General features: G+C 70.6%; 17 protein-coding genes. 6 read left to right on the forward strand and 11 right to left on the reverse strand.

What is annotated here, in order from left to right:
* Positions 1–7 precede the first annotated feature (7 nt).
* Positions 8–2,236 carry an alpha/beta hydrolase domain-containing protein gene (locus LPC04_RS25155; protein ID WP_275685064.1) on the reverse strand — a complete coding sequence of 743 codons (2,229 nt, stop codon included), beginning with the start codon at positions 2,234–2,236 and terminating at the stop codon, positions 8–10.
* Positions 2,237–2,614: 378 nt separating this feature from the next.
* Between LPC04_RS25155 and LPC04_RS25160 the strand changes: the two genes are divergently transcribed.
* A complete protein-coding gene (locus tag LPC04_RS25160; protein ID WP_275685065.1) occupies positions 2,615–2,968 on the forward strand; it encodes a DUF1428 domain-containing protein in 354 nt (117 codons plus the stop codon).
* Here the strand turns inward: LPC04_RS25160 and LPC04_RS25165 are convergent.
* Both LPC04_RS25165 and LPC04_RS25170 read right to left on the reverse strand, forming a co-directional pair.
* A complete protein-coding gene (locus LPC04_RS25165) occupies positions 2,965–3,882 on the reverse strand; it encodes an alpha/beta hydrolase family protein (protein WP_275685066.1) in 918 nt (305 codons plus the stop codon). The genes LPC04_RS25160 and LPC04_RS25165 overlap by 4 nt on opposite strands.
* Positions 3,875–4,321 (reverse strand): MarR family winged helix-turn-helix transcriptional regulator, encoded by a 447-nt coding sequence (locus tag LPC04_RS25170; protein ID WP_275685067.1) that lies wholly within the window; start codon positions 4,319–4,321, stop codon positions 3,875–3,877. Before LPC04_RS25170 ends, LPC04_RS25165 begins: the two co-directional genes overlap by 8 nt.
* Positions 4,322–4,426: 105 nt before the next feature.
* Between LPC04_RS25170 and LPC04_RS25175 the strand changes: the two genes are divergently transcribed.
* Positions 4,427–5,146 (forward strand): DUF642 domain-containing protein, encoded by a 720-nt coding sequence (locus LPC04_RS25175; RefSeq protein WP_275685068.1) that lies wholly within the window; start codon positions 4,427–4,429, stop codon positions 5,144–5,146.
* A 116-nt stretch (positions 5,147–5,262) separates the two neighbouring features.
* A complete protein-coding gene (locus LPC04_RS25180; protein WP_275685069.1) occupies positions 5,263–6,516 on the forward strand; it encodes an MFS transporter in 1,254 nt (417 codons plus the stop codon).
* Here the strand turns inward: LPC04_RS25180 and LPC04_RS25185 are convergent, their stop codons facing one another.
* Positions 6,517–6,735, reverse strand: coding sequence for a hypothetical protein (locus LPC04_RS25185; protein ID WP_275685070.1), 219 nt, complete (start codon positions 6,733–6,735; stop codon positions 6,517–6,519).
* 250 nt (positions 6,736–6,985) lie between these two features.
* Here LPC04_RS25185 and LPC04_RS25190 point away from each other — a divergent pair, with 250 nt between their 5' ends.
* On the forward strand, positions 6,986–7,159 hold the full coding sequence (locus LPC04_RS25190; RefSeq protein ID WP_275685071.1) for a hypothetical protein: 174 nt from the start codon (positions 6,986–6,988) through the stop codon (positions 7,157–7,159).
* Between the two features lie 15 nt (positions 7,160–7,174).
* On the opposite strand, the gene LPC04_RS25195 is transcribed toward LPC04_RS25190, so the two are convergent.
* Entirely contained in the window at positions 7,175–11,797 is a 4,623-nt protein-coding gene (locus LPC04_RS25195) for a discoidin domain-containing protein (RefSeq protein WP_275685072.1), read from the reverse strand.
* Between the two features lie 605 nt (positions 11,798–12,402).
* Between LPC04_RS25195 and LPC04_RS25200 the strand changes: the two genes are divergently transcribed.
* The gene (locus LPC04_RS25200) at positions 12,403–12,873 is read left to right on the forward strand and encodes a hypothetical protein (protein WP_275685073.1); all 471 of its coding nucleotides are present in this window, start codon (positions 12,403–12,405) and stop codon (positions 12,871–12,873) included.
* A 47-nt stretch (positions 12,874–12,920) separates the two neighbouring features.
* Positions 12,921–13,538, forward strand: a complete 618-nt coding sequence (locus LPC04_RS25205) for a GAF domain-containing protein (protein ID WP_275685074.1) — start codon at positions 12,921–12,923, stop codon at positions 13,536–13,538.
* A 15-nt stretch (positions 13,539–13,553) separates the two neighbouring features.
* Here LPC04_RS25205 and LPC04_RS25210 read toward each other — a convergent pair whose 3' ends face one another.
* From LPC04_RS25210 to LPC04_RS25235, 6 genes are all read right to left on the reverse strand, one after another.
* Positions 13,554–13,940, reverse strand: coding sequence for a VOC family protein (locus LPC04_RS25210; RefSeq protein ID WP_275685075.1), 387 nt, complete (start codon positions 13,938–13,940; stop codon positions 13,554–13,556).
* A gap of 58 nt (positions 13,941–13,998) precedes the next feature.
* Entirely contained in the window at positions 13,999–14,625 is a 627-nt protein-coding gene (locus LPC04_RS25215) for a DUF3592 domain-containing protein (RefSeq protein ID WP_275685076.1), read from the reverse strand.
* A gap of 106 nt (positions 14,626–14,731) precedes the next feature.
* A complete protein-coding gene (locus tag LPC04_RS25220; RefSeq protein WP_338055479.1) occupies positions 14,732–15,856 on the reverse strand; it encodes a sensor histidine kinase in 1,125 nt (374 codons plus the stop codon).
* A gap of 102 nt (positions 15,857–15,958) precedes the next feature.
* A complete protein-coding gene (locus LPC04_RS25225) occupies positions 15,959–16,351 on the reverse strand; it encodes a response regulator (RefSeq protein WP_275685077.1) in 393 nt (130 codons plus the stop codon).
* A 223-nt stretch (positions 16,352–16,574) separates the two neighbouring features.
* Positions 16,575–20,399, reverse strand: coding sequence for an LAGLIDADG family homing endonuclease (locus tag LPC04_RS25230; protein ID WP_275685078.1), 3,825 nt, complete (start codon positions 20,397–20,399; stop codon positions 16,575–16,577).
* A 10-nt stretch (positions 20,400–20,409) separates the two neighbouring features.
* Entirely contained in the window at positions 20,410–22,002 is a 1,593-nt protein-coding gene (locus LPC04_RS25235) for a GGDEF domain-containing protein (RefSeq protein ID WP_275685079.1), read from the reverse strand.
* Between the last annotated feature and the right edge of the window lie 51 nt (positions 22,003–22,053).

Raw genomic sequence — 22,053 nt, forward strand, 5'->3', positions numbered from 1 at the left:
GCGCGCCTCAGGGCGCCGGGATCAGCGCCGGCGAGATGGCCGCCGCGCCCTTCTTGTAGAGATCGCTCGCGTCCAGCGCCGTCAGGTAGCCGCGCGCGACGAGCGCGTCGGCCGCGGCGCCGAAGCGCGCCTGGTAGTCGGCGCGGCCGTGGTACAGCTGTGCGAGCGTCGCGCGGGTGTCCTTGGGCGAGCGCGTCGCCGGGCTGACCGCGAACGGGATCGCGGCGCCGGCGGTGCTGCAGCTCTCGCCCTTGGCGTGGCCCTGCGCGCGCAGGTTCCAGCCCGTGTAGGTGGCCAGCGGCACCGCGAGCTCGGGCATGCGGATGCCGGCGATCTCGTTGCCGTTGGCGTCGACCTTGGGCACGCGGATCTTGTAGCGGCGCGCCACGTCGACCTGCGGCACGGCGCCGGCGTAGTCGGTCAGCGCGAGCGGGTTGACGCGCGGGCGCTCGGTCACGCTCAAGGCCAGCGGCGTGGCGGCGGCGCCGTTGGGCACGCTCAGGGCGGACAGGTCCGGCATGCCGGTCTTGCTCGAGGCGACGAGCGTGCCCGAGGTCACCGTCGGGTACTGCGATGGCGGCGGCGGCGTGCCCTTGACGATCCAGGCCTCGAGCGCGGGAATCAGCGCGCGCTCCACGGGCGTTTCCGACACCGGGCTGCCCGCGAGCTGGCAACCGGCGCCGACGGCCGGCTGCGTGAGGACGCCGGTCGTGACGCCATAGCCGCCGCCGTGCTGCGTGCCCGAGACGAGGTAGTAGCGGACGTTGTCCGGCAGCGCCGCGTCGTGGCCCGCGCCGTCGGTGACGACCAGCGAGGCGCGGCCGCCCCACCATTCGAAGCTGCCGTCGATCTGCATGATGTTGGGGCAGGTCGCGCTCTCGAGGCAACGCTTCATCAGGCCGTCGGTCGCGCCGCTGACGGGGTCGGTGGCCACGCCGTACGCGAACGGGAACTGGTCGCCCGGCATCCAGTGGTCTTCGTGCTCGCGCGAAAAGCGGCCGCTCTGCGCGAAGCGCGCGTTGGTCCAGGTGCGGCGCGCGCCGGCGATGATGGGCATCAGGCCGTCGAACACCTTGGCGCCGTGGCCGTCCTTGTTGAAGCCCTGGTACAGGAAGTCGCGCAGGAAGCGGCCCGACTGCGAGACGCCCGCGCCGATCACGACGTCGAAATTGGTGGACGGCGCGGCGGCGCAACCCGTGCCGGCGGCGCAGGCCGCAGCCTTCATGTCGGCCAGCGGGTTGGACTGGCCCTGCGCGTCGGCGCTGTCGTTCTTCAGGAAGCTGACGAGGTCGCGCACCGCGGCGAAGCCGATCCCGGCGACGACCGGGTTCTTCGCGCGATAAACGAAGCTGTAGATGGTGCCGCCGTCCGGCGCGACGGACGTGCCGTCCGCCAGCGGCACCGACGCCGGCGGCGTGAAGCGCACGACCACGTTGCCGTGGCCGTTGGAGTCGTAGCTCCAGTTCGTCACCGGCACCGATGGCGCCGCGTAAGTCAGCTTGCCGTCCGCGCCCTTCCAGGACTGGCGCGCCGTGAAGACGACTTCCGAACGGTCCGCGAGCGAGGCCGGCTCGTAGCCGAGATGGAAGGCGCTGAGGCCGCCGTTGGAGTCCGGCACGTATTCCTCGCGGCTCAGCCCGGTGATCGGCGTGCCGTCGCCGTTGGTGGCGACCGGGAACGTCGTGCCGACCGTGCGCATCGCGCCGTTGCTGCTCTGCTCGACGCTGCCCTGCCAGCCGCTCCACACGATCGTGTAGCCGGCGCGCAGCAGCGACGGGAAGCGGGCGTCGGGCGCGGCAGTGCCGACCGGGTCGGCGCCGATGAAGGCGTTGATGGCAGGCTTGCTGCCGCGGTTGACGGCGTCGTAGAACAGCACGCGGCGCGCGGTGCCGGCGGTCTTCGGCCGCAGGATCACGACGTCGGTCGTGTAGTCGACATAGCCGTCGGCATCCTTGGGCACGTTGACGAGGTCGACGATGCCGGCGTTGTCCGCGTGGCTTGGCAGCAGGCGGCCATGCACCACGCCGCTGATGATCGTGTACGGGCCCGCCGCGCCGGCCGGCGTCGCGCCGCCGAAAGCGTCGGCCGTCGACAGCACCTCGAGGCGATCGACGACGCCCGCGGCCCGCGGCGCCTGCGGCAGCTGGGGCATCGGGATCGGCGTCGATTGAGGACTCGGGTTGGCGTTGCAGGCGGCGTACAGCGCTGCGGCCACTCCGAGATGCTTGAGGTTCATCACGGTCGTTTCAGGCAATTCCAGCTGCCGGGTTGGCAGTCGGGAGGCCGAACGACCTCGCGAAGTCTTGAATTCTTCGTGCCCTGCATTCAAAACGGGAAGGAATGAATTCCCATTCGGCGACCTGTCCGCGAAATTGAGGTTCGCAAGCACTCGAAAGCGGCAAGACTTCACGCTCCGAATGCAGGCCGGCCGTCTCGAAGATGGCACGCATCACCGCTTATCGGCGGTCCGGGCGCCGGCGCGAGGGCCGGGTCAAGAACTCCCTACGCGGACGCGCTGTCGCACGGATGTCGATTCCGGCGCGCATCATTCGTCGTACCCTGCAAGCCGGCCGCGAGCCTGTGCCGGCATCCCGTCCGTTCAAAGGAGACTGCAATGACCTACATCGATGGATTCGTGGCCGCCGTCAAGACCGCCGACAAGGAGACCTACCGCGCGCACTGCCAGCTGATGGGCGGCGTGTTCAAGGAATACGGCGCGCTCGCGGTGGTCGACACCTGGGGCGACGACGTGCCCGAGGGCAAGCTCACCTCGTTCACGATGGCCGTCAAGCGCGAGGACGACGAGACCGTCGTCCTCGGCTGGATCAGCTGGCCGTCGAAGGCCCAGCGCGACGAGGCCTGGAAGAAGGTGATGGCCGACCCGCGCATGCAGCCCGGCGCCACGCCCATGCCCTTCGACGGCAAGCGGATGATCTTCGGCGGCTTCGAGATGATCTCGCAGGTCTAGCCGGGCACCGGCACCTCGACGGCCACCTCGCCCACCACCGCGCGCCGCAGCAGCGGCCACAGCGCCTGGTGCGACTGGCGGAACCAGTCGAGGTGGCCGATCGCGCGCAGGCCGTGGTCGCGCGGCCTGACGCGCAGCGTCGCGCGCGGCGACGCGGGCAACGTGCGCAGCAGGTCGCGCACCGTCTCGGGCGTGGCGATGTCGTCGTCCTCCGCGTGCAGCACGACGATGGGCGTGCGCACCTGGGCGTGGAAGTCGGCGGCCAGGCCGGCGCGCACCGCGTTGGTCGCGTAGCCGCCCGCCGCGCACCACTGGCCCCATTGCCGGCCGACCTGCGCCGGCAGGTTCTCGCCGAGGCCCAGCCACGCGGTCGGCGCGTAGCCCTTGAAGAGCGTGCCGATGGGCACCATCAGCCGCAGGCCGAACCGCGCCTTGAGCGCGAACGCGAGCCGCATCCCGCCGAACCAGCCGGTGGACGCGGCCACGCCGACCAGCCGCGCGATGCGCTCGTGGTTGGGCAGCAGCCCGATCATCTGCGCGCCCGCGCTGTGGCCCACCAGCACGACCTGCGCGGCACCCGTGCGTTCCAGCAGCCACTGCAGCGCGGCGACCTGGTCGAGCCGGCCCCAGTCGACCAGGCGGGCGCGGCTGTCGGCCAGCGAGCCTTCCAGCGACAGCCCGATGCCGCGGTAGTCGAACACCAGCACCGGGTGGCCCTGTCCCGCGAGCCAGTCGGCGAAGCGCCAGTAGAACTGCTGGCGCACGCCGGTGGCCGGCGAGATCAACACCGGCGCGGCCGTGGCGTCGCCGCGCGCGGCGAAGAAGTGGCCCTGCAGGCGCTGGCCATCGGCGCAGGCGAGCGTGACGGGGTCGGGCCGCAGCGTCGCGGCGTCGTTCGGTCGCGGGTCAGTCATCGGTGTCTCCCAAGGTCTGCACGTGTTCCAGCCAGCGCGCCACTGTCTGCAGCTCGGACGGCGTGAACTTGTCGAACAAGGCGTCGTTGATGCGGCCCAGCGCCTTCGCCAGCGCCGGCAGCAACACGCGGCCCGCGGGCTGCAGCCACACCTGCTGCGTGCGCGCGTCGACGTCGCTCGCGCGCCGCTCGACCCAGTGCAGCGCCTCCATGCGCTGAACGAGACCCGACATCGCCGACGGCGCCAGGTCGAGGGCCTGCGAGAGCCGGCCCATCGTCGCGCCGTCCTCCTTCGCGAGCACGAACAGCACGCCGCTCTGCGCGGGCGACGGCGCGCCCGTGCCCGCGCGCGCGGCGCGCTCCTGCTCGGCGGCGATGAACTGCTGCAGGCGGCGCTGGGCGCTGTTGAGGAGAAAGATGAGGCGCGGCGGCTTGGACATGGCCTTCACTTTATTTCGCATGCGAAATAAATGCAAGCCGGGCCGAGGCGGGATGTCCGGTTCGCGGGCGAGCTTCCGTCCGATGGATGGAGGAGCAAGGCCCGGATGTCCCGCGCCGCCTTCACCGAGGAGATCGCGATGCACAACTTCACCCACGGCGGATCGCCGCGCACGGCCGTGCGCGCCCTGGCAGCGGCCGCGCTGATGTCGGCGGCGCTGGCGACGGCCGGAGCGGCCACCGGGCCCGACCTGCTGGTCAACGGCAGCTTCGAGGTCGGCGACCAGGGCATGGTCGGCCCCGGAGACCGCGTGTCTCTGGGCTCCGCGGCCATCGCCGGCTGGACCGTCGCCAGCAGCCCGGTCGTCTGGGGCGCGCCAGGCGACGTCGGCGCCGCCTCCGACGGCATCAGCTTCGTCGACCTCGGTGGCGCGGGGCGACCGCAGATCAGCCAATGGGTGACGACCGTCGCCGACCAGGCCTATCGCCTGTCCTTCGACCTCGGAACGCCCTATCGGGAGCCGAACGATCCGGGCGTGAGCGTCGCCGTCGGCGCCGGGCCGGGCCGCTTCGCCGAGTTCCACGCGGTCAACGAGTCGTTCGTGCAGGCGTACCGGCACATCGACTTCGATTTCATCGCGGGTGGCGACCGCACGGACGTCGTCTTCGCCGAGTTCGGCATCGACGAGCACGTCGACCTGGACAACGTCTCGCTGGCGGCCTTCAGCGCCGCCGCCGTCCCGGAACCCGCGTCCTGGGCCCTGCTGGCGGCCGGCCTGCTCGGCATCCGCTTCGCGCGCCGCCGCGGGCGCGTCGCGGGCGCGTGAGCCAGCGGCGGCAGTCCGCCACTCGACGGCCAACGACGCCGGTCCGCCGAACGGTAAGTCCGCAGCAAGCCGATATCGGCGACCATAGCGGGTTGGATCACAAGAAAAGCCCGACCATGCCGCCGCCGACCTCGACCGCACCCGCCGCCCAGTTCTCGCCGTACCAGAAGTTCGTCGTCGGACTGCTCGCGCTGCTGCAGTTCGCCGTCATCCTCGACTTCATGCTGATGTCGCCGCTGGGCGTGTTCATCATGCCGGCGCTGGCGATCTCGACGAAGCAGTTCGGCCTCGCGGTGTCGGCCTACGCGTTCAGCGCCGGCGTCTCCGGATTCATCGCAGCCGGCTTCGCCGACCGCTTCGACCGCAAGAAGATCCTGATGTTCTTCTACACCGGCTTCCTGCTCGGCACGCTGGGATGCGGCCTCGCGCCGACCTACGAGCTGCTGCTGGCGGCGCGCATCGTCACCGGCATCTTCGGCGGCGTGATCGGCTCGGTGGTGCTGGCGATCGCCACCGACCTGTTCGAGATCTCGCTGCGCGGCCGCGTGATGGGCCTGATCCAGACGGCCTTCGCCGCCAGCCAGGTGCTGGGCCTGCCGATGGCGCTGTTCTTCGCCAAGCACTGGGACTGGCACGTGCCCTTCCTCGTGCTGGCCGCGCTCGGACTGGCCGGCCTCGTGGTGATCGGCGCGAAGCTCAAGCCGGTGGACGGCCACCTGGGCAAGCCGCAGGAACACAGCCCGTTCATGCACCTGTGGCACACGATCACCGAGCCGCGCCACCTGCTGGCCTTCCTCGCGGTCACGCTGCTGGCCACGGGCGGCTTCATGCTGATGCCGTTCAGCAGCGCGTTCCTGGTCCACAACATCGGCATCGACGCGGCGCACCTGCCGGCGATCTACTTCTTCACCGGCATCTGCACCATCGTGTTCGGCCCGATGATCGGCAAGGCGGCCGACAGGATCGGCAAGTTCAGGGTGTTCCTGTTCGGCAGCATGCTGTCGATGCTGATGGTGGTGATCTACACGCACCTGGGCGTGACGTCGCTGCCGGTGGTGGTGCTGGTCAACGTGATCATGTTCGTCGGCATCTTCTCGCGCATGATCCCGTTCCAGGCGCTCTCGTCGCAGGTGCCGGAGGCGACCAGGCGCGGCGCGTACAACGCGATCAGCTCGTCGATCCAGCAGGTGTCGGGCGGGCTGGCGTCGCTGCTGGCGGGGCACATCGTCGCGCAAGGCGCGGACGGGCGGATCGAGCACTTCGCGGATGTCGGCTATGTTGTCGTCGCGACCACGCTGATCACGATCGGGCTGGTGTGGCTCATCCAGCGCCAGCTGCAGGAACGCACCGCGGCCACCGCGGCGGCTTGATCAGGCCAGGCAGGCGCGGACGACCGGTGCCGTGAAGTGGCGGCCGATCAGCGTGTGCGCGAACATGTAGTCGCGCCGCGAGCGGTCGCACAACTCGTCGAGGTCGACCTGGCCACGTTCGTCGCAGGGGAAGGTCAGCGGCGCCTGCTCGTCGACCAGCGGGTCGAAGCGCAGTTCGAAGGCGAGGTCGGCGAAACGGGTGGGAGCGTTGGTGGTCATGGTGTGCTCTTGGGAGAGTCCGTTGATCCGCTCAAGCAAGCGGGGGACCCTGTCGGCGGGCATGCCACGGGGGTGTCGGCCGCGTCCGAGCCGCACTTGAGCGCTTTCCCATAGGTGGATCCGCGCAGAAGGCGGGCTCGCGGGCGTCTTTTGTAGGACTGCACGCACGACGCATCGCGATAACGTCTGGCTTCGGCGCTTCGAACCCGACGCGAAGATGCAGCCATCCCACCCGCCAACGTAGAGCACCATGACACCTCCCCTGATCACCTCGACTCCGCAAGACGGCCAACAATCCGCCCCGCCGCTGGACGACGCGTTCCTGTCGCAGTTCGACGACGCCGCGCTCGAGCAGGCGCTCAAGACGGTGCACTGGCACCCGAAGGACGTGGGCCAGTTCCTGCGCGCCGCCGCCGGCCTCTGAGGCCGGCGCGGCCGGTCACTTCCGCTTCGCGGCCCGGCCCGTCGCGGCGGGTTCCATCCGCTTGAGCAACTGCTGCACCGTCTGCGGCGACGCCTGCTGCGTGCCGCTGACGCACAGCGACCAGCCCGGCGAGTTGTCGATGATCTGCGACGACGACACCCCCGCCGACGACACGAAGTACGCCCGCGTCGCATCGCCCGCGACCCCGGTGGACGTCCACGTCGTCCACGGATTCGGGAACGCGCATTGCGCATAGTTGCTGTTGGCGATCGTCAACGCCTCGGTCTGCGTCGGCAGCCGCATCCCCACCGACGTGCAGTACTGCGCCGCGACCGGCTGCGTGAACTGCGCGCCCTGCGTCGGGAACGTGGTGACGTATTGCTGCCAGGTCAGCTTGGTGACGTTGTCGATGACCGTCGGCACGAACGGACCCGAGGGCAGCCCCGCGATCGTCGAGTTCCAGGTGCCCGGCTGCGCCGGCACCGTCGTGTAGCGCTCGCCGCTGCCGCCGCACTGCGGCACGTCGAACACCTGCATCTCGTAGAGCGAATAGCCGAACGTCGTCGCGCGCGCGGTGCCCAGCATGCGCACGTAGCGCGAGTTGGTGGTCGGGAAGTTGACCGTCTCCGTGCCGCCCTTGCCGGCGACGGTCTGGATCGTCGTCCACGCGTTGTTGTCGGGCGAGACCTGGATCTGGTACGCCGACGCGTACGCGTTCTCCCAGGTCAGCACGACGCGGTCGAAGGCCTTGACGGAGCCCATGTCGGCGGCGATCCATGACGGGTCGACGCCTTGCGTGGATTCCCAGCGATTCGCCGTCGAGAGGTCGCCGTCGAACGCGTACTTCGCGAGGTTGCCGCCGTTCTGGCTGCTCGCCGACGGCGTCGCGTTGAGCGCGAGGTCGGGCCCGTTGCCGCCGCTGACGGTGACGACCGCGCCGCTGCTCGGCACCGAGCCGGAGCCGTTGCTCACCGTCACGGTGTAGGTGCCGGCATCGCTGGCCTGCGCAGCGGCGATGGTGAACGTCGACGAGTCCGTGCCGACGTTGGTCGAGCCATTGAGCTGCCACTGGTAGTGCAGCGGGCCGGAACCGGCGGCCACCACCGACAACGTCAACGACTGTCCGGCCGACACCGAGGCCCCCGCCGGCTGCGTGACGATGGCCGGCGCGGTGCCCGCGGTCACCGTCAGCCTGGCCGCGGTCGACGTGACCGTGCCGGCGCTGTTGGTGACGACGACGTCCCAGGTGCTGCCGCTGTCGGCGGTCTGCAGCGTGGGCGTCGTGTACGTCGACGCGGTCGCGCCGGCAATGTTCGCGCCGTTCTTCCGCCATTGGTAGGTCAGCAGCGGCGAGCCGTTGGCGACGACGCTGAACTGCGCGCTGCCGCCCGCGGCCACCGTCTGCGCGGCGGGCGCGGTGGCGATGGTGGGCACGCTGGGCGCGACGACCGTCACGGTGGCGGCGGCCGAAGGCACGCTGGTCGCACCGCTCGTGACGACGACCGACCAGCTGGCGCCGTTGTCGTCCGCGGTCAGCACCGGCGTCGTGTAGGCGAAGCCGGTCGCGCCCGCGATGGCGGTCGCGCCCTTCATCCACTGGAACGTCACCGGCGCGGTGCTCGTCGCCAGCACGCTGAACTGCGCCGACTGTCCCACCGTGACGACCTGGCTGGCCGGCGGCGTGACGATGGCCAGGGCGTTGGGCTGCGCCGCGACGTGGAGCTGCGCGCCGGTGGCCGTCGTACCGCTGGCTGCGACGACGTTGAACGTGGCCGAGCCGCTCTTCAAGCCGTTCGAGCTCGCGGTGACGGTGACCGTGCCCGGCGTGAACTGCGCGCGCACCGCGACCTTCGCGAGCCCGCCCTCGGCCGACAGGTTCGGGTCGCCCGGCGCGTGGTAGCCCTGCGGCAGGAAGTTGCCGGGCACGCCGTTGGCGTCGTCGCGCGGCGTCTGGCCCTGCGTGAACGTGACGTAGCTGTCGGTGCCGCCGCGATAGGTGCCGGGGCCGCTGACCGCGAACGTCAGGATGTTCTTCGCATCGGGGACGCGGTTGCCCGCGGCGTCGACGACGGTCGCGATGACGAAGGCCGCGTCGGTGCCGTTGGCGCTGACCTGGAAGGCCTGGCCGTTCGGGCGCACGATCGCCGGATCCACCGTCAGCACGATGTGGTCGGCCGGGCCGGCGGTGACCTGCGTGTCGGCCACCGCGTTGCCCGCGGCGTCGGTGACCACGCGGCTGCTGGCGTCCAGGCACTGCGCGGTCAGCTTGCCCGCGGCCCAGCTGACGTTCCAGTGCGCCTGGCGCGGCAGCGAGACGGTGTTGGGGCCGGTGTCGTTGCCCGGATCCATGTTCTGCGGATTCGGGATCTGGTCGGCGCCCTGCGGCTGGTCGTTGATCAGCAGGCGCACCGACGGGCAGTTGCTGAACGCGTTGACGGTGACGTTGCCGGTGCGGTTCCAGTGGTACGCGAGATGCACCACCGGCTTGATCTCGAACGGCGTCCACGCGGCCTGGTAGATCCAGTAGATCAGGCGCGGGAAGCGGTTGGCGTCCATCATCGACGCCGCATTGCCGCGCATCATGAAGGGCTGCGTGCCCGTCGTCGCGCCGAGCGCCGGCTGCGTGCCGGTGGCCACGCCGTAGGGCGGGCGATCGGGGCCGTCGACCTGGCTCGTGATCTCGCCGGGCGTATCGGCGAGGTACCAGTGCGCCATGCCGAAGACGTTCTGGCGCAGGCCCTTGGACCAGTTCTTGACCGGGTTCACCGCGAACAGCAGCTCGTAGTCGTAGAGCGCGCGCTGCACGCCGTCGCCCCAGTATTCCGAGCCCCACGCGGGCGAGTTCGGGTACTGGCTCTTGACGCCGATGTCGCAGCCGTCGCCGCTGCAGCCGAGGATGTCGCCGTTGGCCGGGTTGGGCGTGCGGTCGCCCTGCGCGCGCGTGAGCACCGGATCCCAGATCCTCGACAACGCCTTGATGCTCTGCGCGAAGGACGTGTCGGTGCTGCCGTTGTCGGCCTCCCACGCGAGCACCGACGGGTTGTTGCGGTCGTGGACGATCATGTCCCGGTGCGTCTCCTTCTTCAGCTCGATGTCGTCGCCGTTGGCGTTGCAGCCGTTCGGGCGATCGCTGCCGGTGGACTTCGGGCACAGGTTGGCGAAGCCGTTCTCGCCGTCGCCGCTGGGCTGGATCACCATGACGCCGAAGGCATCGGCGGCCGCGAGGAACTCGGGACCCTCGCTGGAATGCCCCGGTCGATAGAGGCTGCCGCCGGCCGCGGCCAGCAGTTCGACATCGCGCCACTTCTGTTCCTCGGGCACGGCGGAGCCGAGCGCGGGGTAGTCGTAGCGGCCCGAGCCGCCCCACAGGTGATGCGGGTGGCCGTTGATGATGGGGAAGTTCTGGTCCCACGTGATCGTGCGGATGCCCAGCGGGGTCGAGGTGGCGTCGACGACCACCCCGTTGACGCTCACCGTGTGGATCACCTTGTACAGATACGGCTTGCCCCAGGTCGAGTTGTTCGGGTACCAGAGCGTCGGGTTGGCGACGGTCAGCGTCTGGTCGAACACCGGCGGCGGCGGCGCGACGGTCGGGTCGGTCTTCGCCGGCGTCGTGGGCAGCGGCGCCGACGCGATCGTCTTCGAATCCTGCGTGCTCGCGACGACGTTGCCCTTGGCGTCGACGATCTGCGTGAGCAGCGTCACGGCCTGGTCGGTGGCGTATTCGTTGCGGACGTTGGTCTGCACGCGGATCGTCGCCGACGTGCTGCTCGCGCTGAGCGTGGACACATACGTGCCCCAGGTATTGAGCGTGGCCCAGGTGTTCTGCGGGATGTAGACGCGATCCTTCAGGTACATCCACACCGGGCGGAACAGCCCGGAGTCGGCCTGGCCGAAGCGGAACGCGCCGGAGAAGTCGGGGTTGTTGAAGAAGCTGTCGCCGCGCGCGACCTTGACGGCCAGCACGTTGTCCGAGCCGTCGGTCTTCACGTAGGGCGTGAGGTCGACGATGAACGGCGTGAAGCCGATCACGTGCGTCGCCTGCGGGTTGAGCAGGCTGTTGCCCGGGATGAAGTTGCCGTTGATGAACACGCGCGCGCCCATCTGCGCGCCCTCGAACTCGACGAACACCTTGCGGTTGGCATACGACGCGTCGAGCGTGAAGTGCTTGCGGTACCAGAGGATGTTGCCGGTAAGCTGGCCCTGGCCGCCGCCCGAGGGCAGGTTCAGGAAGGTGTCGTTGTCGCTGGGCGACTGCGGCACGCCCACGTCGCTCCAGACCTCCTGCGTGTTGGTGCTCGTGTCGTCGTAGGACGGGTTCATCGCCGTCGCGGGATCCTTGTCCTTCAGGTAGCGCCACGGCGTCGCGCCGAGATTGATCGTCACGCGGTTGGACACCGGCACGCTGGCCGTCGTGCCGGTCGAGCCGTCGCCGGTGCCCGTGCCGGGACCCGTTCCTGTTCCCGTGCCCGGGCCCGCGCCGCCGCCGCCCGAGCCCGATCCCGCGCCGCCGCCGTTGTCAGGCGGCGTGCCGCCGTCCGATCCGCTTCCGCCACCGCCGCCACAGGCCGCGAGCGCAAGCGCGAGCGCGAACGCGCCCAGCCATCCAGAGGTTCCGACAAGCGACTTGAGCTTCATGGCGATCACGCGTTGGGCGAGAGGGGCCGCGGCCGTCGGCCGCAGGCGGAGGACGGCTAGTGCGTCCGCTCGGGACACATCGAGTCACGTCTTGGACGATCCGCCGCCACCCGCGCTCGAGGCAGGCGGCCCTCCCCTGGAGAAGAGGTGCGGATCACATCGCAATTAGCAGGTCGCGTGCCAAAGTCGAGCCGGCTTTGGAACCGATCCCAATCGCGCGTCGTTTCTCCTCTGGCGCCGACGTCGACATGAGGTCGGCCTGCAACCCATCCGCACATGCGAATGCATCGGAAAGCCGAAATTTGTCACAGCGCGAACTGCCGCGAAGCGTCGCATCGAGGGGTCGGGTGACAAAACGCGTCGCATTTCAGGATGCAAGGCGCGCCCGTTCGCGGACACGCATTCCCGCGTGCCAAGCGACGGTTCAACGCGAGGTGTGTCGTTTCGCCAGGCCTGACGCCAGGCTGTCGCCCCGGATATCAGCGCCGACACATTGTTTCCCCGGCCCGTTTTCACGGCTTGATCCGGGCGACGCGGCGGACGCGGACTCGTAGCATCGAGGCATCGGTCGATTCACGTCCCCGGCCGACTCCAGGATCCCGCCCATGTCCATCACCTCTCTCAGCTCCACCTCGCCGTCCACGGCCGGCAACTCCGGCCGCGCCGAACTGTCGGAGCGCATCGAGAGCCGGAACGGCGCCAGCTCGACCTTGACCGGCATGGCCGAAGCCGCCGCCGACGGCGTCAGCGCGACGGTGACGTTCAGCGGCAAGGCCCTGCACGCGCTGGAGTCGGCGGCCGAGGCCGTGGCCGGCGGCGCGGAGGATCTCGCGCTCGGCGCGTGGCACGGCATCGAGGCCGCGGCCTCGGCGGTCGAGCATGTCGGCGAAGGCGTGGTCGACGCGGTCGAGGACGGCGTGCATGAGGTCGTCACGGCGACGAAGGCGGCCGCGAGCGAGCTGGGCCACTACGTCGCGGTCGGCGCCCACGCCACCGGCGAGGCCGTCTCCGAGCTCGCCAGCGGAAGCGTGATGGTCGCGTCCGCGGCCGGCAAGACGATTGCCGCGCTGATCTGAGACTTCTGCACGGCCATCCGGCGGGCCGGCTCGGTACAGTGGCGGCCATGGAATATCTGGATCCCTTCGGTGCCGACGAGCTGTCGGTCACCATCTCCGAACTGCTCGTCGCGACCGCCGATTCGAGCGACCCCCTGCTCGACGATTCGGTCTCGCAGCTGCTGCACGCCATGCGCCAGCGCATGGCGATGGACGTCGTCTTCGTCTCCGAATTCATCGACGGCCGGCGCATGTTCCGCTACGTCGACGCGGCGCCGGGCGCGCCCGAGATCATTGCCGGCGACTCGAGCCCGCTCGAGGAATCCGTCTGCCAGCGCGTGGTCGAGGGCCGCGTGCCGGAACTGGTGCGCGACCTCGGCGCCGTGCCCAAGGACCAGCTGCCCGAGATCCCGTTCCGCATCGGCGCGCACCTGAGCACGCCCATCGTGCTGGCCGACCGCAGCGTCTACGGCACGCTGTGCTGTTTCAGCGCGGCCCCGCGTCCGGAGCTCGTGCAGGCCGACATGGACAGGCTGAAGATGTGCGCCACGCTGGTCGCGCGCAAGGTCGCGCTGAACAAGGCCCAGGGCATCAAGGAGCCGCCGCCGGACTGGAAGCTGCAGCCCCAGGCCGAGTACGACCCGGCGGGCTGGAAGAAGGCGTCGCCGAGGTCGGCCGGCCGCTGAGCGAGCGCGCCGGGCTCAGGGCGCGTCGTGGCAGACGGCCTCGATGTTGCGGCCGTCCGGGTCGAGCACGTAGGCGGCGTAGTAGTTGGCGTGATAGCGCGGGCGCAGGCCCGGCGCGCCGTTGTCGCGGCCGCCCGCCGCGACGGCCGCGGCGTGGAAGGCGTCCACCGCCGCGCGCGAAGGGGCGCGAAACGCGAGATGCAGCGGCGGCGTGGGGCGGTCGCCGGTGCCGATCCAGAAGTCGGAGCCGTCCGCATGGCAGAAGCCGGTGGTCGCGCCGCCGCCATCGAAGCCGGCCGGCACCTCGACGACCTTCGAATAGCCCACCGGCGCGAGCGCCTCTCGATAAAAGGCCTGGCTCTTCGCGTAGTCGCCGACGACGACGCCGAGGTGATCGATCATGTGGATTGCACCAAGATGTGAAAGTTTTCTCTTCAGGCAGGGCGCCCGCGACTTCTTCTCAAGAAGCGCCACGGGAATGCGCGCCGGTGTTCGACAGGACGCCGTGCAAGCCTCTTCCCGCACAGAGGCCGCACACGCCGATCAGGGCGACCATCGCCGCGACGCGGAGCCATCCCGCCCAGGCTGACTCTGCCACGCGCAGCGCGGACTGCGAGACCCGCACGGGATCGTAGCGCACGGTTGTCTTCGAATCCACGGGATGGCGCGCCGCCTCGTCCCGGGCTTCATGCTCGGAACTGCATGGCGTGCCGCCGGAAGATGCGTTCTCGCCGATGTAGACGGTTCCAGCGACTTCGTAGCGGTACCGCACGCGGGCCTGGTAGGCGCCCGGGTCTCCGCCACAGCCGTGTTCGATGCTCGTTGCAAGGATGACCGCGCGCGCGTGCTGCCAATTCGCAGTCACGCTCGCCTCGCCGAGGTCGGTCCAGGCGGCCCACGTGCCGCAAAGTGCAAGCGACAAGCCGACCGCGCCGACGCATGCGACGGCGAAAGAACGCGGCTTCGACAGCTGGCCCGAACGCCGCCAGGCTCGCATGCCGGCCTCGCAAATCAGGGCGGCGCCGCGGCGCGAATGGTCGACTGGCGACGCTCCCGGCGCGACCCTGATCTCATCGGCGTGGCGCATGGCGTGTCCTGTGTGTCGAAGCATCCCGGCATAGGGAAGGTTTGGCTCGATGGCCGTCGAAGATCCCCGCAAAGCGTGACTTGGGGCCGGGTTGCATCGCCGATGGTCAGTTCATCCGCAGGCCGGGAAAGGCGCTGGCCGCCGCGGCACTTGCATCACGGGGGATTCGCAGGGTGAAGACGGTGCCGGACTCGGCGTCCGACTCCACGCTTGCCGACCCGCCGTGGGCCAGCGCGATCTCGCGGACGATGTAGAGGCCCAGTCCGAGGTTGTAGCCCGCGTTGTTGGCACCCGCGCCGCGCACCAGGGGCTCGAACAGGCTTTCGCGCGTCGCCTTGGGAATGGGCGGACCGGCGTTGCGCACGCTCACTGCGACTTCGTCAGGCGCCGAGCCGTCGACGCGCGCGCGGATGGCGGCGCCCGATGCGCCGTGCCTCAAGGCGTTGCCCAGCAGGTTCGAGATCGCCTGGGCGACTCTCTGCGCGTCGCACACGCAGGCGAGGTCGCCGACCGCCTCGGTCTCGATGGACCGCCCAGGATGGCTTGCGCGCAGTTCGCCGACGATCCGGCCGCAGACCTGGCCCATGTCGACGCGCGCGGGCGTCACGCGCATGCCCTCGCCCAGGCCGCTGCGCACGTAGTCGAGCAGGTCGTCGAGCAGGCTCTGTATGCGGCGCGCGCCGCGCAGCGTGCGCTCGGCTGCTTCGGGCATCACCTGGCCGGATCTGGCGGCGAGCAGCAGGCTCTGGCCTGACGCCATGATGGTCGACAGTGGCGTGCGCAATTCGTGGCTGAGAACGCCAAGGAAGAGGTTTCGCATTCGCGCGGCCTCGCCGGCGAACTGAAGGATGCTCTCCGCCAACGCCTCGTCCATGGCTTCATTGAAGCGCGTGAGCTCGATGACCTGCTCCCGGCCGAGCGTCGGGCTGCTCTCCATCCAGAGGCGGATCACCGAGGCGCGCAGCGCGCGGTACTCCGCCGCCGTCTGGCTCACGTCGAAGCCCGCCGCCGCCCGCGCCTCGCCGTGGATCTCGGCCGCACTCGCATCCGTCCCGGCGGCACGCGGAGCCCGGCCCATCGACTTCTCCCGCTGCTCGCGCCGGGTCTGCGGCTGGCGCATGTCCGACGCGATGGCCTCGAGGACCTGTCGAGCGTGGTCGCGCAGCGCTTCGACGTCCATCTCGGCCGCGGCCGGCAACTGCTGCATTGCGAAGGCCTCAAACTCGGCCATGATCCTGGCCGCGTCGCGGGTGATGAACTCTGAAAGTCCCATCGGGAGCCTCTTCGGTGAGTCGCGCCGCACCCGAAGGCTGCGGCGGGGTGGTGGCGCGTGTCAATGCGCGGGGGACACCCTGTCCAGGAGGCTGAGCAATCCTTCGAGATCCGCGGGCTTCAGGATCGAGGCCGCGAACCGGGCATCATGCGACGCGGCTTCGCGCAGCCACGCGTTGCCGGTCAAGGCGAGCAGCGCGGGATGGGTGGGCCGTGCTGCCAACTCCAGGCGCTTGGCCGTATCGAAGCCGTCGATGCCCGCCATCTCCATGTCCAGGAGGATGGCGTCCGGCGGCGCGGCGCCCGCTTGCGCGATGGCGTCTTCGGGCCCGTAGGCGCCCACCGCGGTCCAATCGGATCTGAGCGCGATCCACTCGCACAGCGCGTCGACCAGGTCGTGGTCGTCATCGACCACCATGAGGCGACGGTGGGAGCAGTGAGGGTCGATGTTCATGGCTCGTCCAGGCAAGCGGCCATCCCGGTGACGCGAATGCCGTCCACGGCGTCCAGAATGCCTCCCTTGCGGACGCGTGCGGCCGATGCGTCACGCCCGTGCGCTTGCTCAAGCCCGGGCGGCCGCGGCCGCTCGGCCGTGGATCAGTCGAGATCGACGTGGACAGCGTGCGGTTTGCCGATCGTCCGCGCGAGTCGGCAATTGCAGCACCAGGCGCAGGGGATCATCCGCATGCGCCCACGTAGCCGCACGAGGTGCAGAAGTCGCAACCGTCCTTGTGGATCATCGTCGCGTTGCCGCACTCCGGGCACGGCCGGCCGGCCTGCGGCGCGAGCTGGCCGATCGCGCGCGGCGCCGGCGCCTCGAGCAGCCCGGTCGCGCCGAGCGGGAAGCCCTCCTCGTCGAGCACGCCCAGCATCGCATAGCGGTGGATCATCAGGCGCGCGACGTAGGCGATCGTCGACGGCCACACCTGCTGGCGCTTCTGGCCGGGCAGCGGCGCCATGAAATGGCCCAGCGGCTCGCCGACGTTGAGCAGCTTGCGCAGCTTCATGCCGATCCAGGCAGGGTCGATCACGCGCATGTCCAGCGACAGCAGGCGCGCCAGGCCGTCGAGCGCGCGCGGATAGTTTCCGGAGAAACCCACCGCGCACGGGCGCGTCACGCGCGTGGGCGCGGCGCCCTCCGGCGCATTGGCGCCCGCGGCCGAGCGCAGCGTCACTTCCTTCATCGTCAGCGTGAACGCTTCTCCGGTGGCCGGGTTGTCGACGTCGACCGCCCAGGCCAACGTGCCCGCGGTGCCGGTGCGCGGCTCGTCGCGGCTGAACATCGCGTCGAGCATGGGCGTCGGGCCGCCGTCGGCCAGCGCGCCGAGCTGCTCGCAGCGCCAGCGGATCACCGCGGCCGTGGCCGCGACGACGCCCGGGAACAGCCGCCGCTCGCCTGCGGGCGGGAACGGCATGTCGAAGGCGCGCTCCTCCGACACCGTCGCCAGCACGTCGAGCTTCAGCTTGAGCCAGGCGGGATCGTTGACGCGCATGTCCATCGACAGCGTCTTCGCGAGCGCGGCGAGCCCGCGCGGCTGCTCGGCGCCGTTGACCCAGACCTCGAACGGCACGTTCTGCGCGAACAGCCCGAAGCCGGGGCCGGCCTGCGCGGGCATCTCGCCGACGAACAGCGCGAACTCGCCGTGCGGGTGGCGGATCATGTACGTCCACGCCGGGTTGCCGCCGTTCATCTCGGGGCGGCCGGGCCAGCGCAGCGAGCTCATCACCGCTGTCGACGGGCGATCGAGCGTGAGGCGCTGGTCGGCGACGTTGATCGCCGCGTCGGTGCCGGCCACGAGCGGCTGCGGCGTCTCGCGGGTGGCCGCGTTGGGCAGCGGCTCGGGCGCGGCCGGCGTCGCGCTGAGCACCGAGCCCAGCACCGCGTTCGGGCGATACGTGGCCAGGCCCTTCAGGCCCGACTTCCACGCGAAGCGGTACAGGCCCTCGAAGTCCGCGAACGGATAGTCGGCCGGCACGTTGACCGTCTTGCTGATCGCCGTGTCGACGTAGGGCGCGACGACGGCCACCATCGCGGCGTGGCTCTCCGCGCTCATCTCGAGCGCGGTGACGAAGGCGTCGGTGAGCGGCGCGTCGGCGCCCTTCAGGTGGCGATACAGGCGCCAGGCGTGGTCCTCGACCGCATACGACTTCGCGCTGCCGTCGGGCATGCGCTTCTTGCGCGTGTACGACCACGAGAACGGCGGCTCGATGCCGTTGCTCGCGTTGTCGGCGAAGGCCAGGCTGATCGTGCCGGTGGGTGCGATCGACAACAGGTGCGAGTTGCGCAGGCCCTGCGCACGCACCTTGTCCTTCAGGGCCGGCGGCAGGCGCGACGCGAACGTGCCGCGCGACAAATAGAGGTCGGCGTTGAACAGCGGGAACGCGCCGCGTTCGACGGCGAGGTCGGCCGAGGCGTCGTAGGCCGCGTCGCGCATCGTGCGCGCGATGTGCTGCGCGGCGTCGCGCGCGGCCGGCGTGTCGTAGCGCAGGTTGAGCATGGCCAGCGCATCGCCCAGGCCCGTGAAGCCGAGGCCGACGCGGCGCTTCGCGTTCGCCTCCGCCAGTTGCGCGGGCAGCGGCCAGACGGTGATGTCCAGCACGTTGTCGAGCATGCGCGTCGCGGTCTTCACCATGGCGGCGAAGGCCTCGCCGTCGAAGCTCGCGTCGGCTTCGAACGGGCGGCGCACGAACTGCGTCAGGTCGATCGAGCCGAGGCAGCAGCAGCCGTACGGCGGCAGCGGCTGCTCGCCGCAGTTCTTGGCCAGGAAGCCGTTGGCGTCGAAGGCGTGCACGTCCTCGACGGTGACGTCGTAGACCGGCTCCTCGCCCATCGGTACCAGCGACTCGAACGTCGCGGTGAAGCGCCCTCTTGCGGCCAGCGAGCGCGCGCGCGCCACGAGCGCATCCAGGCCCGCCGATGCCGCCTCGCCCACGAGGCCCACGCGCTCCAGGAAGCGCTGCACGTCGCCGTTGGCCACGACGATCTGCGCGGCCTTCGCCTCCTTGACGATCGTGCTGGCGATGCCCAGCCGCAGCAGCATGCGCTGCAGCGTCCCGAGGTCGGCACGGCTGCTGCTCGCGAGGTGGATGCTGGGCACCGAGGCGTCGGCCCAGCCGTCGACGCTGAAGATCGTCTGCAGGATGCCCGCGCTGCACGCGAGCGAATGCGCCTCGATGGCCGGCTGCACCAGCGGCTGCACGAGGCCCAGTTGCCCCGACGAACGCGCGAGCTCGACGATCGCCGTGCCGATGGCGACGCCGTCGGCGTGATCGATGTCGGAGCCCCAGCCGATGGCGCGATGGTCGTTCAGCACGATTGCGTCGCCCGGCCTCAACTGCGACGCCGCGACCCACTCGTCGCGCTGCGCGCCGGCGCGGCGCACCTCGTGATCCGCCGTCAGCTTCAGCGTGTGGCCTTCGCGCGTGCGCAGCAGGTGCACTGGCTTCACGCCGGACTCGAAGAAGCCTTCCGACTCCGTTCGATACGGCTTGCCGTCGACGATCGCCACGAAGGGCTGGCCGATCAGCTGCGCGACCTGGCGCGGGCCCTCGCTGGTCTGCACCCAGGTGTCGGCCGTCACGCACGGGTTCGTCGCCGCGATCGTCTCGCAGTAGCTGAGGTTGTTGTCCTGGTTGATGCGGTCGAGGAACAGCACGCCCGGCTCGGCGTGGTCGTAGGTGCAGCGCATGATCTGCTCCCACAGCGCGCGGGCGCGCGGCCGGCGGTAGACCCACAGGCCGTCCTCGCGCTGCGTCGCGCCCTCGGCGATCTGCTCGTCGCTGGGCCGGGCCTTGTGGACGAGGTCGAACGCCGCGTCGTCGTCGACGGCCTGCATGAACGCGTCGGTCACGCCCACCGAGATGTTGAAGTTGGTGAGGTCGCCCTGGTCCTTGGCGTGGATGAAGGCCTCGACGTCGGGGTGGTCGCAGCGCAGCACCGCCATCTGCGCGCCGCGTCGGCTGCCGGCGGATTCCACCGTCTCGCAGCTGCGGTCGAACACGCGCATGTAGCTGACCGGGCCGGACGCGCGGCTGCGGGTCGAGCCCACCCACGCGCCTTGCGGGCGGATGCGCGAGAAATCGTAGCCGACGCCGCCGCCGCGGCGCATCGTCTCGGCGGCCTCGGTGAGCGCCGTGTAGATGCCGGGCACGCCGTCCTCGGCCTGCGCGATCGAGTCGCCCACTGGCTGCACGAAGCAGTTGATCAAGGTGGCGCTGAGTTCCGTGCCGGCGGCGGAGTTGATGCGGCCCGCGGGCACGAAGCCGCCCTGCAGCGCGTCGAGGAAGCGCGCGGCCCAGGCCTCGCGCTGGTCGGGCGCCTCCACCTGCGCGATCGCCAGAGCGACGCGCGCGCGCACGTCGTGCAGGTCCTTCTCGTCGCCCTTGGCGTATTTCTCGAGCAGCACCTCGACGCTGATGTCCTGCGGCGGCAGGGCGCCCGCGGCCGCCTCGTCCTCGGGCGCAGGCGAGTCGTACAGGCCGCGCTGCAGATCGGTCGTCATGGCGGACTCCTCACCCGTGCCGGGCGTCGGAAATATCGTTGCGGACCGCGTCGCGGCCCGCGGCCTTGGCGGCGTAGAGCGCCTCGTCGGCGCGCTTGAACAGGTGCACCGCGTCGCACGGCGCGCTGGCCTCGGCGATGCCGGCGCTCAGGCGGATCGTGATGTCGGCGGGCAGGTCGGTGACGCGCTCGGCCACCGCCACGCGCAGGCGGTTGCAGACCTGGTGCGCGACGGCCAGCGGCGCCGACAACACCAACGCGAACTCGTCGCCGCCCAGGCGCGCGGGCAGGTCGGTCTGGCGGCACTGCGCCTGCAGCTTCGTCGCGACCCAGCGCAGTGCGGCGTCGCCGGCGAGGTGGCGATAGCGGTCGTTGATGGACTTGAAATGGTCCAGGTCGATCAGCACCAGCGAGACCGGATGCTCGTCGCTGGCGCGCGGCAGCACGCCGCCCAGGAACTCGTCGAAGCGGCGCCGGTTGGCCAGGCCCGTCAGCTGGTCGTGGCGCGCCTCCAGGTGCGCGCGCTCGGCGCGGTCGCGCTCCTCGCTCACCTGGCGCAGCGCGCGCTCGGTGTTGAGCGCGACCACCAGCGCGGAGGCCTGCTGCTCCGCCCGATCGAGCACCAGGCGCGAGCGCATCTCGTGGAACAGCTTGTGCGCGGACAGCGCCTCCTGGAATTCGCCGCGCGCCTCGTGGGCCTGGCACTTCAGGCGATACAGCTCGTGCATGTGCATGTGGCCGCCGCGGCTGTCGGCGGCCACGCGGCCGCGCTCGAGCGCCTGCAGCGCCAGCTGCGGCTCGTTGGCGTGCAGGTGGGCGCGCGCACGGGCGCAGCTGAAGAACACCATCGAGTGCGGCGCCGATGCGTCCATCAGCGACTCGGCCTCGTCGAGCGAGGCATGCGCCGCCGCGAGGTCGCCCAGCACGATGTGCGAGATGGCCAGGTGGTCGAGCGCACTGCTGATCTCGACCCATTTCTTCTCGTCGCGCCAGGCCTGCAGCGTGGGCCCCATCAGCTCGATCGCGCGCTCGGCGCGCGGCCGCCAGGCGGACTCGTCGACGCCGTCGTCGTGCTCCTTCAGCGCCCAGCGACCGAGCGCGAGCGACAAGTTGGAGCGCAGCCGCAGCACGACGGGCTCGGCCTGGAAGCCGCGCGCCGCGCGCAGGCCTTCCTCGAAGATCTGCACGGCCTCGGACAGCCGCCCGATGTCGTTGAGCACGATGCCCAGCGTGTTGGCGATGCGCACCTGCAGGATCGGATCCTCGGCGGCGCGCGCCAGCACGACGGCCTCGCCGGCGACCTCGAGCGCGCGCGACGGCACGCCGCGGCGGATCGCGACCACGCCCAGCGCGTTGAGTGCGAACGCCTGCCCGCGCACCGAGCCGCTGACGCGAAAATGCGCCAGCGCCTCGTTGGCGGCGGCCTCGCCTTCCTCGAATTTCTCGAGCAGCGCATAGGCGCGCGCCAGCGGCGGCAGCGCCCACATGAGGCGGTCGCGGTCGCCTTCGCTGCGCATCCGCTCGACCGCGGCCTGCAGCGCGGGCAATGCCGCCGCGCCGCGTTCCTCCGCCACCTGGTCCAGCGCGCGGAGGTCGTCGTCCAATAGATCCTGTTCTGGCATGCCTACCCCACCACCAGGGCCGTTGCCGGTCGC

Source organism: Scleromatobacter humisilvae (assembly GCF_023231945.1).
Classification (GTDB): domain Bacteria; phylum Pseudomonadota; class Gammaproteobacteria; order Burkholderiales; family Burkholderiaceae_C; genus Scleromatobacter; species Scleromatobacter humisilvae.